The sequence below is a fragment of the Cedecea neteri NBRC 105707 = ATCC 33855 genome (assembly GCF_001571265.1).
Lineage (GTDB): Bacteria > Pseudomonadota > Gammaproteobacteria > Enterobacterales > Enterobacteriaceae > Cedecea > Cedecea neteri.
Genome location: NZ_BCTL01000030.1, coordinates 12,075 through 26,324 on the forward strand (window position 1 = coordinate 12,075; position 14,250 = coordinate 26,324).

At 55.1% G+C, this 14,250-nt stretch carries 12 protein-coding genes; 11 read left to right on the forward strand and 1 reads right to left on the reverse strand.

The genetic code is table 11. From position 1 onward, the window contains the following. The first annotated feature begins 7 nt into the window (after positions 1-7). From pxpB to nei, 3 genes are read left to right on the forward strand one after another with little or no spacing between them, the layout of a single operon-like run. A complete protein-coding gene (gene pxpB / locus CNE01S_RS13405) occupies positions 8-664 on the forward strand; it encodes a 5-oxoprolinase subunit PxpB (protein ID WP_061276724.1) in 657 nt (218 codons plus the stop codon). Then, positions 658-1,590 carry a 5-oxoprolinase subunit PxpC gene (gene pxpC / locus CNE01S_RS13410; RefSeq protein ID WP_061276726.1) on the forward strand — a complete coding sequence of 311 codons (933 nt, stop codon included), beginning with the start codon at positions 658-660 and terminating at the stop codon, positions 1,588-1,590. Before pxpB ends, pxpC begins: the two co-directional genes overlap by 7 nt. 18 nt (positions 1,591-1,608) lie before the next feature. Further along, positions 1,609-2,400: an endonuclease VIII gene (gene nei, locus CNE01S_RS13415; protein WP_061276728.1), complete on the forward strand. Its 792-nt coding sequence runs from the start codon at positions 1,609-1,611 to the stop codon at positions 2,398-2,400. A 46-nt stretch (positions 2,401-2,446) separates the two neighbouring features. On the opposite strand, the gene CNE01S_RS13420 is transcribed toward nei, so the two are convergent. Then, entirely contained in the window at positions 2,447-3,733 is a 1,287-nt protein-coding gene (locus CNE01S_RS13420) for a citrate synthase (protein ID WP_008456139.1), read from the reverse strand. A gap of 645 nt (positions 3,734-4,378) precedes the next feature. Here CNE01S_RS13420 and sdhC point away from each other — a divergent pair. The 8 genes from sdhC (at position 4,379) to sucD (ending at position 14,081) form a co-directional block, all read left to right on the forward strand. After that, positions 4,379-4,783, forward strand: a complete 405-nt coding sequence (gene sdhC / locus CNE01S_RS13425; RefSeq protein WP_039291221.1) for a succinate dehydrogenase cytochrome b556 subunit — start codon at positions 4,379-4,381, stop codon at positions 4,781-4,783. Further along, entirely contained in the window at positions 4,777-5,124 is a 348-nt protein-coding gene (sdhD, locus tag CNE01S_RS13430; RefSeq protein ID WP_038474592.1) for a succinate dehydrogenase membrane anchor subunit, read from the forward strand. Before sdhC ends, sdhD begins: the two co-directional genes overlap by 7 nt. Further along, on the forward strand, positions 5,124-6,890 hold the full coding sequence (sdhA, locus tag CNE01S_RS13435) for a succinate dehydrogenase flavoprotein subunit (protein ID WP_038474589.1): 1,767 nt from the start codon (positions 5,124-5,126) through the stop codon (positions 6,888-6,890). Before sdhD ends, sdhA begins: the two co-directional genes overlap by 1 nt. A gap of 15 nt (positions 6,891-6,905) precedes the next feature. After that, on the forward strand, positions 6,906-7,622 hold the full coding sequence (locus CNE01S_RS13440) for a succinate dehydrogenase iron-sulfur subunit (RefSeq protein ID WP_061276730.1): 717 nt from the start codon (positions 6,906-6,908) through the stop codon (positions 7,620-7,622). A 272-nt stretch (positions 7,623-7,894) separates the two neighbouring features. Then, a complete protein-coding gene (sucA, locus tag CNE01S_RS13445; protein ID WP_061276733.1) occupies positions 7,895-10,702 on the forward strand; it encodes a 2-oxoglutarate dehydrogenase E1 component in 2,808 nt (935 codons plus the stop codon). Positions 10,703-10,717: 15 nt separating this feature from the next. Beyond that, a complete protein-coding gene (odhB, locus tag CNE01S_RS13450; RefSeq protein ID WP_061276735.1) occupies positions 10,718-11,944 on the forward strand; it encodes a 2-oxoglutarate dehydrogenase complex dihydrolipoyllysine-residue succinyltransferase in 1,227 nt (408 codons plus the stop codon). Between the two features lie 98 nt (positions 11,945-12,042). Further along, positions 12,043-13,209: an ADP-forming succinate--CoA ligase subunit beta gene (sucC, locus tag CNE01S_RS13455; RefSeq protein ID WP_039291227.1), complete on the forward strand. Its 1,167-nt coding sequence runs from the start codon at positions 12,043-12,045 to the stop codon at positions 13,207-13,209. Beyond that, positions 13,209-14,081, forward strand: coding sequence for a succinate--CoA ligase subunit alpha (gene sucD / locus CNE01S_RS13460; RefSeq protein ID WP_008456147.1), 873 nt, complete (start codon positions 13,209-13,211; stop codon positions 14,079-14,081). Before sucC ends, sucD begins: the two co-directional genes overlap by 1 nt. Positions 14,082-14,250 lie beyond the last annotated feature (169 nt).

Consider the following 14,250-nt stretch of genomic DNA (forward strand, 5'->3'; position numbering starts at 1 on the left):
AGGGCCTGTGCAACGAGCTCGCTGTTATTTACTAGGTGAAAAAGCGGTGGTTTTGGAACTGGAGCCTCCCGTCATGCTCGTCAGCCAGCAGCGTATTTGGGGGCTGTTGGAGCGCCTGAATGTCTCTGATGAGGTGAGCGAGGCCATTCCGGGCATGAATAACATCACCGTTGTGCTGAAGGATCCTCAGCGGCTGGCGCTGGACGGTATCGAGTGGCTGCAGCGCTGGTGGGAAGAAAGTCAGGCGGTAATACCCACGCCTCGCCGGATTGAGATCCCGGTAGTTTATGGCGGAGAAGCCGGGCCCGATCTTGACGCAGTAGCTCGCCAGAACGATCTCACTCCCGCTCAGGTGGTCGCCCTGCATTCAAGTGCTGCATACATTGTCTATTTCCTCGGCTTCCAGCCTGGATTTGCCTATCTGGGCGGTTTACCAGACATCCTGGCGACGCCCCGGCGCGCCGAGCCTCGGCTAGAGGTTGCTGCAGGCTCCGTGGGTATTGGCGGTAGCCAAACCGGCATTTATCCGCTGACGACGCCGGGCGGCTGGCAAATTATCGGCCGCACTCCGCTCAGCTTGTTTAACCCTGGCAAATCATCACCCACTTTATTATTGCCCGGAGACAGCGTGCGTTTTGTGCCGCAGAAGGAAGGCATATGCTGAAAATTATTCGCGCCGGTCTACAGACCAGCGTGCAGGATACCGGCCGTGAAGGGTTTCGCCAGCTTGGCGTCAGCCGCTGCGGCGCGCTAGATATGCCCGCGATTACTGTCGCCAATTTATTGGTCGGGAATACGCCCGACACACCGGCGCTGGAGATTACGCTTGGGCAATGCGTGATTGAGTTTGGGCGTGATGGCTGGTTTGCACTGACCGGCGCAGGTTGCCATGCGGATCTGGATGGCAAAGCCGTCTGGACAGGCTGGCGGTTGGCGGTAAAAAAAGGGCAAAGGTTAACGTTAAAAAAACCGACGCACGGTATGCGCAGCTATCTCTCCGTTGACGGTGGCTTAGATGTCCCCGAGGTTATGGGCTCTTACAGCACCGACCTTAAAGCCGGTATTGGCGGCCATGAAGGACGGCTGTTGCGCGATGGCGATCGGCTTCCTCTGCGGAAATCTCAGCACAAATTTCAGCGTTCACGGGGCGTAAAACAGCTGCTGTGGGGCAATCGTATTCGCGCCCTTGCCGGGCCGGAATATCAGGAGTTCAGCAAGGCTGCACAGGAGAGCCTCTGGCGGCTGGCCTGGCAAATCAGCCCGCAGAGTAACCGGATGGGCTATCGGCTACAGGGGCCGGAGCTGGAGCGAACTTCCCAGCGGGAAATGCTGTCCCACGGCCTGCTGCCCGGCGTTATTCAGGTGCCGCGCAACGGCCAGCCAATCGTCCTGATGAACGATGCGCAGACAACCGGCGGCTACCCTCGCATTGCCTGCGTTATCGAGGCCGATCTTTACCACCTGGCCCAGGTCAGGCTGGGGGAGCCTATTCATTTTGTGCCGTGTTCGCTGGAAGAGGCGCTAAAGGCGCGCCGTGAGCAGGCCATTTATCTCGAGCAGATTGCCTGGCAACTGGCGCAGGAAGAATAACGTTTCAGGGAGTTGAGTATGCCGGAAGGACCGGAAATCCGCCGCGCGGCGGACAAGCTTGAAGCCGCCGTGGGCGGCGAGCCGTTAACCGAAGCCTGGTTTGCTTTTGAAGAGCTAAAGCCGTTCGAGGCTATGCTCAAGGGCAAGACTATCGAGCGGATTGAAACCCGCGGCAAAGCAATGCTGACACATTTTTCGAATGGCTTAACGTTGTATAGCCATAATCAGCTGTACGGCGTCTGGCGAGTTGTTGAGGCTGATAAAGAGCCAGAAACTAAGCGAGTGCTGCGAGTTAAGCTGCAAACGGCTGAAAAAGCCATTTTGCTGTACAGCGCTTCGGACATTGAAATGCTGGAGCAAGGACAGCTTGAGCAGCATCCTTTCCTGCAGCGCGTAGGGCCGGATGTGCTGAACGAGGCGCTGACGGTGGAGCAGGTTAAAGAGCGTTTGCTGTCGCCGAAGTTTCGCCGCAGGCAGTTCAGCGGCTTGCTGTTAGATCAGGCATTTTTGGCCGGGTTGGGTAACTACCTTCGGGTAGAGATTCTTTGGGAGGCAGAGCTTGCGCCTCATCATCGCGCCGAAGATCTCACCGCTGAACAGGTTGAGCGTTTCGCCGGGGCGCTGCTGGCTGTGCCACGTCTTTCTTATCAGACGCGAGGGCAGGTGGATGAAAATAAACATCACGGCGCGATCTTTAGCTTCAGGGTATTTCATCGGGCCGGTGAACCGTGCGAACGCTGCGGAGGGATAATTGAAAAAACGATGCTCTCTTCGAGGCCGTTTTACTGGTGCCCTGCCTGTCAGAAATAAAAAAAACGCGCCATAGGGCGCGTTTTTTACTCAGAAAGCGAAAACATTACTTTTTGAGATCTGATTTGAAATCACGTTTGTCGTAGCCGGTATACAGCTGACGTGGACGGGCAATTTTGATGCCGTCGTCGTGCATTTCGTTCCAGTGTGCAATCCAGCCCACGGTACGCGCCATCGCGAAGATAACGGTAAACATGGAGGATGGAATGCCCATCGCCTTCAGGATGATGCCGGAGTAGAAGTCTACGTTCGGGTAGAGTTTCTTCTCGATGAAATACGGGTCGTTCAGCGCGATGTGTTCCAGCTCCATCGCCACTTCCAGCAGGTTGTTGTCCTTCAGGTTCAGCTCTTTCAGCACTTCGTGACAGGTTTCACGCATCACGGTGGCACGCGGGTCGTAGTTTTTGTACACGCGGTGGCCGAAGCCCATCAGGCGGAACGAGTCGTTTTTGTCTTTGGCACGACGGATAAATTCTGGAATGTGTTCCACGGTGCTGATTTCTTCCAGCATCTTCAGCGCAGCTTCGTTCGCGCCGCCGTGAGCCGGTCCCCACAGAGAAGCAATACCCGCAGCGATACAGGCAAACGGGTTAGCGCCGGAAGAACCTGCGGTACGCACGGTGGAGGTTGAAGCATTCTGTTCGTGGTCAGCGTGCAGGATCAGAATACGATCCATTGCGCGTTCCAGAATTGGGTTAACTTTGTACTCTTCGCACGGCGTGGAGAACATCATGTTCAGGAAGTTAGCCGAGTAGGAGAGGTCGTTGCGCGGGTAAACGAAAGGCTGGCCAATCGAATACTTGTAACACATTGCCGCTACGGTTGGCATTTTTGAGAGCAGGCGGAATGCCGCGATTTCACGGTGGCGTGGGTTATTCACGTCAAGGGAGTCGTGGTAGAAGGCCGCCAGCGCACCGGTCACGCCGCACAGCACGGCCATCGGATGCGAGTCGCGACGGAAACCGTGGAACAGACGGGTAATCTGCTCGTGAATCATGGTGTGGCGGGTAACGGTGGTTTTGAATTCGTCGAATTGCTCCTGAGTCGGTTTTTCACCGTTCAGCAGGATGTAGCACACTTCCAGATAGCTGGATTCGGTGGCCAGTTGGTCAATCGGGAAGCCGCGGTGCAAAAGAATGCCTTCGTCACCGTCGATATAAGTGATTTTGGACTCGCAGGATGCGGTAGAGGTGAAACCTGGGTCAAAAGTAAATACACCTTTAGAACCAAGACTACGGATATCAATTACATCCTGACCTAGCGTGCCCTTTAGCACATCAAGTTCGAGAGCATCGTCACCATTTAGGGTGAGGTTTGCTTTAGTATCAGCCATTTACGGTCTCCTTAGCGCCTTATTTCATAAGACTGCCGGGCATCCGATTTGCATTCGAACCCACAATGGTTGGTTACCCCTTTTTTAATTGGCTCGCGGCTCTGTTTAGAGGAGTACAACCAGGGTACAGAGCGATGGGCGCTTGCAGGTAACACTCGCTTTGAGGGCGAAACTACAGCAAATCAGCGTCTTAGCAATCAGTATCATTCAAACCTGTATATCACTAATAACTGTCCTGATCTCTCGGGTCAATACCCATCCACTGTTACATAACTATTACTCAGGTGAAAGGCTGACCCTATAACTTTTGCGAATTATACGGCTTTTCGGGCCCTGTTTGTAACAAGAATGTTTAACTTTTGTCAAATCAGATGATTAAAATTTAAAATAATGTTGTTATCGTGATCCTGCTCACTGTTCCGAGCAAAACCCTTCAAACATTATGTGGGTTAATTGTAATGATTTTGTGAAGAGCCTATACTGCCGCCAGGTCTCCGGAACACCCTGCTACCGGGAGCCACCCAGCGTTGTAGCCAGATCTCTGGCCTCTGGATGTAGCTGTTTTTTGCATGACGCACAGTTATAGAAAGTTAGCGCTGTCTGACCCCGAATGCAGATCCGGAGGAAGGAAACAATAAGAAGAGCATGTGGGCGCTATTCATGATAAGAAACGTGAAAAAACAACGACCTGTCAATCTGGACCTGAAAACGATCCGGTTCCCCGTCACTGCAATCGCTTCCATCCTCCACCGCGTTTCCGGCGTGATCACATTTGTGGCGGTCGGCATTCTGCTTTGGTTGCTGGGACTGTCACTCTCCTCCCCGGAAGGTTTTCTGACCGCTTCCGCCGTGATGAGCAGCTTTATCGTTAAATTTATAATGTGGGGCATTCTGACGGCTCTGGCCTATCACGTGGTGGTCGGTATTCGCCATCTGCTGATGGACTTTGGCTATCTGGAAGAGACCTTTGTAGCGGGCAAACGATCCGCACATATCTCCTTTGTTATTACTGTCGTGCTTTCAATTCTTGCAGGAGTCCTCGTATGGTAAGCAATGCCTCCGCATTGGGTCGCAATGGCGTGCACGATTATGTGCTGGTTCGCGCTACCGCCATCGTACTCACCCTGTACATCATCTACATGATTGGTTTCTTCGCTTTCACCAGCGAGCTGACCTACGACGTCTGGCACGGCTTCTTTGCCTCTGCCTTCACCAAAGTTTTCACCCTGCTGGCACTATTCTCTATTTTGATTCATGCCTGGATTGGCATGTGGCAGGTGTTGACCGACTACGTTAAACCGCTGGCGATTCGCCTTCCTTTACAGCTGCTGATTGTTGTCGCGCTGTTGGTTTACGTCATTTATGGATTCGTTGTGGTGTGGGGTGTGTAATGAAACTGCCAGTCAGAGAATTTGATGCTGTAGTGATTGGTGCCGGCGGCGCAGGTATGCGCGCGGCGCTACAGATTTCCCAGAGCGGCCAGACCTGTGCGCTGCTTTCTAAAGTGTTCCCTACCCGTTCCCATACCGTATCCGCGCAGGGTGGCATCACCGTGGCGCTCGGTAATACCCATGAAGATAACTGGGAATGGCACATGTATGACACGGTAAAAGGTTCCGACTACATCGGTGACCAGGACGCCATTGAATACATGTGTAAAACCGGCCCGGAAGCGATTCTGGAACTGGACCATATGGGCCTGCCTTTCTCCCGTCTGGAAAACGGTACCATTTATCAACGTCCGTTCGGCGGCCAGTCAAAAGACTTCGGCGGCGAGCAGGCGGCACGTACTGCCGCCGCAGCTGACCGTACCGGCCACGCGCTGCTGCACACCTTGTATCAGCAGAACTTGAAAAACCACACCACCATCTTTTCTGAGTGGTATGCGCTGGATCTGGTGAAAAACGCCGATGGCGCCGTGGTTGGCTGTACCGCACTGTGCATCGAAACCGGAGAAGTGGTTTACTTCAAAGCCCGCGCAACCGTGCTGGCGACAGGCGGTGCGGGCCGTATCTATCAGTCCACCACCAACGCCCACATTAATACCGGTGACGGCGTGGGCATGGCTATCCGCGCTGGCGTGCCGGTGCAGGATATGGAAATGTGGCAGTTCCACCCAACCGGTATCGCCGGGGCAGGGGTTCTGGTCACAGAAGGCTGTCGTGGTGAAGGCGGTTACCTGCTGAACAAACACGGCGAGCGCTTCATGGAGCGTTATGCCCCGAATGCGAAAGACCTGGCGGGTCGTGACGTGGTGGCTCGTTCCATCATGATCGAAATCCGTGAAGGTCGTGGCTGTGATGGTCCGTGGGGCCCACACGCCAAACTGAAGCTCGACCATCTGGGTAAAGAAGTGCTGGAATCCCGCCTGCCGGGCATTCTGGAACTGTCCCGTACCTTCGCCCACGTCGATCCGGTGAAAGAGCCGATTCCGGTTATCCCAACCTGCCACTACATGATGGGCGGCATTCCGACCAAAGTAACCGGTCAGGCGCTGACCGTGAACGAGCAGGGCGAAGATGTGGTTATCCCTGGCCTGTTCGCCGTGGGTGAAATCGCGTGTGTTTCCGTGCACGGTGCGAACCGCCTGGGCGGCAACTCCCTGCTTGACCTGGTGGTGTTCGGTCGTGCTGTCGGCCTGCATCTGCAGGAATCTATTGCCGAGCAGGGCGATCTGCTTGATGCAACCGAAGCTGAAATTGACGCCTCTCTTGAGCGCCTTAACCGCTGGAACGGCAACCGTAACGGTGAAGATCCGGTGGAAATCCGCAAAGCGCTGCAGGAATGTATGCAGCACAACTTCTCGGTGTTCCGTGAAGGCGATGCGATGGCCAAAGGGCTTGAGCAACTGAAAGCGATCCGCGAGCGTCTGAAAAATGCCCGTCTGGACGACACTTCCAGCGAGTTCAACACCCAGCGCGTCGAGTGTCTGGAGCTGGATAACCTGATGGAAACCGCTTACGCCACTGCGGTGTCGGCAAACTTCCGTACCGAGAGCCGTGGCGCGCATAGCCGCTTCGACTTCCCGGATCGTGATGACGAAAACTGGCTGTGCCATTCCCTGTATCTGCCAGAGTCGGAGTCCATGACGCGTCGTAGCGTCAACATGGAACCGAAACTGCGTCCGGCGTTCCCGCCGAAGATTCGTACTTATTAATGCGGAGACAGGACAATGAAACTCGAATTCTCAGTTTATCGTTATAACCCGGATGTAGACGACGCTCCGCGTATGCAGGATTACACCCTGGAAGCGGAAGATGGTCGCGATATGATGCTGCTTGACGCTTTAATGCAGCTGAAAGAAAAAGATCCTAGTCTGTCATTCCGTCGTTCCTGCCGCGAGGGCGTTTGTGGCTCTGACGGCCTGAACATGAACGGCAAAAACGGTCTGGCCTGTATCACGCCAATCTCGGCGCTCGGCAACGGCAAACAGAAGATAGTCATCCGTCCTCTGCCCGGCCTGCCGGTGATCCGCGATTTGGTGGTGGACATGGGGCAATTCTATACTCAATATGAGAAGATTAAGCCTTACTTGTTGAATAATGGGCAAAATCCACCCGCTCGCGAGCATTTACAGTCGCCGGAGCAGCGTGAAAAACTGGATGGTCTGTACGAGTGTATTCTTTGCGCCTGCTGCTCGACCTCCTGCCCATCGTTCTGGTGGAACCCGGACAAGTTTATCGGCCCGGCCGGTTTGCTGGCGGCGTATCGTTTCCTGATCGACAGCCGCGACACCGAAACCGACGCGCGTCTGGACGGCCTGAGCGATGCTTTCAGCGTATTCCGCTGCCACAGCATTATGAACTGCGTCAGTGTCTGTCCTAAGGGGCTGAACCCGACGAAAGCTATCGGCCATATCAAGTCGATGCTGTTGCAAAAAAGCGCTTAAGTAAGAAAAGTACCCTTTCCTCGCAGGGGAGAGGGTACAAATTGCAGGAAATCTTTAAAAACTGCCGACGATCTTCCCCCTCTCTCTTATGGGGAGAGAGGGAAGGGGTGAGGGGAAACCCTTAAGACAGTTTCTAAAGGTTCCTTCGCGGGCCGCCCTCCACGGCAACAGGCTCGAAGAAAGTGAACCCTGGAACGTATACCTGTATACCCTACGGTGTGCGTTATAGTTATCCACGGCGAAATAAGCATAAATTTGCTTAAGGGATCACGATGCAGAACGGCGCGATGAAGCCCTGGCTGGACTCTTCCTGGCTGGCGGGCGCAAACCAGTCCTACATAGAGCAGCTCTATGAAGACTTCTTAACCGATCCTGACTCTGTTGATGCGCACTGGCGCACCATGTTCCAGCAGTTAGCTGGCACCGGAGCCAGACCGGATCAATTCCATTCAAAAACGCGTGATTATTTCCGTCGTCTGGCGAAGGATGCCTCACGTTACTCCACCGCAATCACCGATCCTGACACTGACGTTAAGCAAGTTAAGGTTCTGCAGCTGATCAACGCCTGGCGTTTCCGCGGGCATCAGGCAGCTAACCTCGATCCGCTTGGCCTGTGGAAGCAAGAATCCGTTCCCGATCTGGATCCGGCTTTCCACAACCTGACGGATGAGGATCTGCAGCAGAGTTTTAACGTGGGTTCTTTTGCCGGCGGCAAAGAAACCATGAAGCTTGCGGATCTGATTGACGCACTGCAACAAACCTACGGCGGCTCTATTGGCGCCGAATACATGCACATTACCAACACAGAAGAAAAACGCTGGATCCAGCAGCGCATTGAATCTGTGGTGGGCCAGTCAACCTTTACGCCGGAAGAGAAAAAACGCTTCCTGAGCGAGTTGACTGCAGCAGAAGGTCTGGAACGTTACCTGGGTGCCAAATTCCCTGGGGCGAAACGCTTCTCGCTGGAAGGCGGAGACGCGCTGGTTCCGATGCTTAAAGAGATGATTCGCCACGCCGGTAAGAGCGGCACGCGCGAAGTGGTGCTGGGTATGGCGCACCGCGGTCGTCTTAACGTGCTGATCAACGTGCTGGGTAAAAAACCGCAGGATCTGTTCGACGAATTTGCGGGCAAACATAAAGAACACCTTGGTACCGGTGACGTGAAGTACCACATGGGCTTCTCTTCCGATGTTGAAACCGAAGGCGGCCTGGTTCACCTGGCGCTGGCGTTTAACCCGTCTCACCTTGAAATCGTTAGCCCGGTGGTTATCGGTTCCGTGCGTGCGCGCCTTGATCGTCTGGATAAGCCAGGCAGCAACCAGGTTCTGCCGATCACCATTCACGGTGATGCCGCTGTAGCCGGGCAGGGCGTGGTTCAGGAAACCCTGAACATGTCCAAAGCGCGTGGTTATGAAGTGGGCGGTACCGTACGTATCGTTATCAACAACCAGATTGGTTTCACCACCTCTAACCCGCTGGATGCACGCTCCACGCCGTACTGTACCGATATCGGTAAGATGGTGATGGCACCGATTTTCCACGTCAATGCAGATGACCCGGAAGCCGTTGCCTTCGTGACTCGTCTGGCGCTGGACTTCCGTAATACCTTCAAACGCGACGTGTTTATCGATCTGGTTTGCTATCGTCGCCACGGTCATAACGAAGCTGATGAGCCAAGCGCAACTCAGCCAGTGATGTACCAGAAAATCAAAAAACATCCGACCCCACGTAAGATTTACGCCGACAAGCTGGAGCAGGACAAACTGGCCACGCTGGAAGATGCCACCGAAATGGTGAATCTGTACCGCGATGCGCTGGATGCCGGTGAATGCGTCGTCAACGAATGGCGTCCGATGAACATGCACTCCTTTACCTGGTCGCCGTACCTCAACCACGAGTGGGACGAAAGCTACCCGAACAAGGTTGAGATGAAGCGCGTGCAGGAACTGGCTAAGCGCATCAGCACCGTGCCGGAAGCCGTAGAAATGCAGTCTCGCGTGGCTAAGATTTACGGCGATCGTCAGGAAATGGCGAGCGGTAACAAGCTGTTCGACTGGGGCGCTGCGGAGAACCTGGCTTACGCCACGCTGGTCGACGAAGGCGTGTCCGTCCGTCTGTCCGGTGAAGATGCGGGTCGCGGTACCTTCTTCCACCGCCATGCGGTTATCCATAACCAGAGCAACGGTTCTACCTATACGCCGCTGGCGCACGTGCATAACAGCCAGGGCATTTTCAAAGTCTGGGATTCCGTGCTGTCTGAAGAAGCGGTGCTGGCCTTTGAATACGGTTACGCCACGGCAGAACCACGCACGCTGACCATTTGGGAAGCCCAGTTTGGCGACTTCGCTAACGGTGCTCAGGTTGTGATTGACCAGTTCATCAGCTCCGGCGAACAGAAATGGGGCCGTATGTGTGGCCTGGTGATGCTGCTGCCGCACGGCTATGAAGGTCAGGGCCCAGAGCACTCCTCCGCGCGTCTGGAGCGCTACCTTCAGCTGTGCGCCGAGCAGAACATGCAGGTTTGCGTCCCGTCTACGCCGGCTCAGGTTTATCACATGCTGCGTCGTCAGGCGCTGCGCGGGATGCGCCGTCCGCTGGTCGTGATGTCACCGAAATCTCTGCTGCGCCATCCGCTGGCGGTTTCCAGCCTCGACGAACTGGCCAACGGCACTTTCCTGCCGGCAATTGGTGAGATTGACGAACTGGATCCTAAAGGCGTGAAGCGTGTAGTACTGTGTTCCGGTAAGGTTTACTACGACCTGCTTGAGCAGCGTCGCAAGAACGACCAGAAGGATGTGGCGATTGTGCGTATCGAGCAGCTCTATCCGTTCCCGCATCAGGCGGTACAGGAAGCGCTGAAGCCGTTCGCTCACGTGCATGATTTTGTCTGGTGCCAGGAAGAGCCGCTGAACCAGGGCGCCTGGTACTGCAGCCAACACCACCTCCGCGAAGTGATTCCGTTTGGGTCAGCCCTGCGTTATGCAGGTCGCCCGGCCTCCGCCTCTCCGGCGGTAGGGTATATGTCCGTTCACCAGAAGCAGCAGCAAGATCTGGTTAATGACGCGCTGAACGTCGAATAAATTAAAGGATAAATAATGAGTAGCGTAGATATTCTAGTTCCTGACCTGCCTGAGTCCGTAGCCGACGCGACAGTGGCAACCTGGCATAAAAAACCGGGCGACAGCGTCAAACGTGACGAAGTGCTGGTTGAAATCGAAACTGACAAAGTGGTGCTGGAAGTCCCTGCTTCAGCGGACGGCATTCTGGATGCGGTACTGGAAGACGAAGGCACGACCGTGACTTCTCGTCAGATTCTGGGTCGCCTGCGTGAAGGCAACAGCGGCGGGAAAGAAACCTCCGTTAAGTCTGACAGCAAAGAGTCCACCCCGGCTCAGCGCCAGCAGGCTTCTCTGGAAGAGCAGAATAACGATGCCCTCAGCCCGGCTATCCGCCGTCTGATTGCAGAAAATGACCTCGACGCCAGCGCTATCAAAGGCAGCGGCGTAGGTGGCCGTATCACTCGTGAAGACGTTGAAAAACACCTGAGCGAAGCGAAAGCAAAACAGCCTGCACAGGCGAAAGCCGCAGAAGCATCTCAGGCGCCAGTTGCTCCACTGGCTGGCCGCAGCGAAAAACGCGTGCCGATGACCCGTCTGCGTAAGCGCGTGGCCGAGCGTCTGCTGGAAGCGAAAAACTCCACCGCCATGCTCACAACCTTCAACGAAGTGAACATGAAGCCAATCATGGAACTGCGTAAGCAGTACGGTGAAGCGTTTGAAAAACGTCACGGCGTGCGTCTGGGCTTCATGTCCTTCTACATTAAAGCGGTTGTTGAAGCGCTGAAACGCTATCCGGAAGTGAATGCTTCTATCGACGGCGAAGACGTGGTTTACCATAACTACTTCGACGTCAGCATCGCGGTTTCTACCCCGCGTGGCCTGGTAACGCCAGTGCTGAAAGATGTTGATACCCTGGGGATGGCCGACATCGAAAAACGCATCAAAGAGCTGGCGGTGAAAGGCCGTGACGGCAAGCTGACCGTGGAAGAGCTGACCGGCGGTAACTTCACCATCACCAACGGTGGCGTCTTCGGTTCTCTGATGTCTACGCCAATCATCAACCCACCGCAGAGCGCGATCTTGGGCATGCACGCCATCAAAGACCGCCCAATGGCGGTTGACGGTAAAGTTGAGATCCTGCCGATGATGTATCTGGCGCTCTCTTACGATCACCGTCTGATCGATGGCCGCGAGTCCGTGGGTTACCTGGTAGCGATTAAAGAGCTGCTGGAAGATCCAACTCGTCTGCTGCTGGACGTGTAGTCAAACAAGACTCTGGCGGGTGCTATGACACCCGCCCCTACAACCAAATCTAACCTTACCCCGAGCATTAATGCTCTTTATCTGGATGGATAGAACTCATGAACTTACACGAATATCAGGCGAAACAGTTGTTTGCTCGGTATGGTTTGCCGGCACCCGTCGGTTACGCCTGCACCACACCGCGTGAAGCGGAAGAAGCCGCCTCTAAAATTGGCGCGGGTCCTTGGGTGGTGAAATGTCAGGTTCATGCCGGTGGCCGCGGTAAAGCGGGCGGTGTGAAAGTGGTTAACAGCAAAGAAGACATTCGTGCTTTTGCTGAGCACTGGCTGGGCAAACGTCTGGTGACCTACCAGACGGACGCCAACGGCCAGCCTGTACACCAGATTCTGGTTGAAGCTGCAACCGACATCGACAAAGAGCTGTACCTGGGCGCGGTTGTTGACCGTAGCTCTCGCCGCGTAGTCTTCATGGCTTCCACCGAAGGCGGCGTGGAAATCGAAAAAGTGGCGGAAGAAACCCCACACCTGATCCACAAAGTTGCGCTGGATCCGCTGGCGGGCCCAATGCCTTATCAGGGTCGTGAGCTGGCGTTCAAACTGGGTCTGGAAGGTAAACAGGTTCAGCAGTTCACCAAGATCTTTATGGGTCTGGCGACTATTTTCCTTGAGCGCGACCTGGCGCTGATCGAAATCAACCCGCTGGTGATCACTAAGCAGGGCGATCTGATCTGCCTCGACGGCAAACTGGGTGCCGACGGTAACGCGCTGTTCCGTCAGCCGGACCTGCGTGAAATGCGCGATCAGTCTCAGGAAGACCCGCGTGAAGCTCAGGCTGCACAGTGGGAGCTGAACTACGTGGCGCTGGACGGCAACATCGGCTGCATGGTTAACGGTGCGGGCCTGGCAATGGGCACCATGGACATCGTTAAGCTGCACGGCGGCGAGCCGGCTAACTTCCTGGACGTTGGCGGCGGCGCGACCAAAGAGCGTGTAACTGAAGCGTTCAAAATCATCCTGTCAGACGACAAAGTAAAAGCCGTTCTGGTGAACATCTTCGGTGGTATCGTACGCTGCGACCTGATTGCTGACGGCATTATCGGCGCGGTAGCTGAAGTGGGCGTTAACGTGCCGGTGGTAGTGCGTCTGGAAGGTAACAACGCCGAACTGGGCGCGAAGAAACTGGCGGATAGCGGCCTGAACATCATTGCAGCGAAAAGTCTGACGGACGCAGCACAGCAGGTTGTTGCTGCCGTGGAGGGGAAATAATGTCCATTTTGATCGATAAAAACACCAAGGTAATTTGCCAGGGCTTTACCGGCAGCCAGGGGACTTTCCACTCCGAACAGGCGATTGCCTACGGGACGCAAATGGTTGGCGGAGTGACGCCAGGCAAAGGCGGTACTGAACATCTGGGTCTGCCGGTATTCAATACCGTGCGTGAAGCCGTTGAAGCTACCGGCGCGACTGCTTCCGTTATTTACGTTCCAGCCCCGTTCTGCAAAGACTCCATCCTGGAAGCGATTGACGCGGGCATCAAGCTGATTATCACCATCACCGAAGGCATCCCTACGCTGGATATGCTGACCGTGAAAGTGGCACTGGATGAAGCTGGCGTGCGTATGATCGGGCCAAACTGCCCGGGCGTTATCACCCCAGGCGAATGCAAAATCGGCATCATGCCGGGGCACATTCACCTGCCGGGCAAAGTAGGCATCGTTTCCCGTTCCGGGACGCTGACCTATGAAGCCGTTAAGCAGACCACCGACATCGGCCTCGGCCAGTCAACCTGCGTTGGTATCGGCGGTGACCCGATTCCTGGCTCCAACTTCATTGATATCCTGAAGATGTTCCAGGCAGACCCGAAAACCGAAGCCATTGTGATGATCGGTGAAATCGGCGGGAGCGCAGAAGAAGAAGCGGCTGCCTATATTAAAGAGCACGTGACCAAACCTGTTGTGGGCTACATTGCCGGCGTTACCGCGCCTAAAGGCAAGCGTATGGGCCACGCGGGCGCCATCATTGCGGGCGGGAAGGGAACTGCGGATGAGAAATTCGCTGCTCTGGAAGCCGCTGGCGTGAAAACCGTTCGCAGCCTCGCCGACATTGGCGATGCGCTGAAAGCTATTCTGCCGCAGTAAGCAGATGCCCCCGCGTAAGCGGGGGAAACAGTAATAATAAGTGTTCGACATGGTTGGCCACCCTGGGTGGCCTTTTTTTATGTTTCTGCCTTGATAACCCAGCTTCATCTTGCGCTGCATCGCGCATTCCCTCGCCTTTATTCTTTTCCTGAATAATTTCTCATCGCGA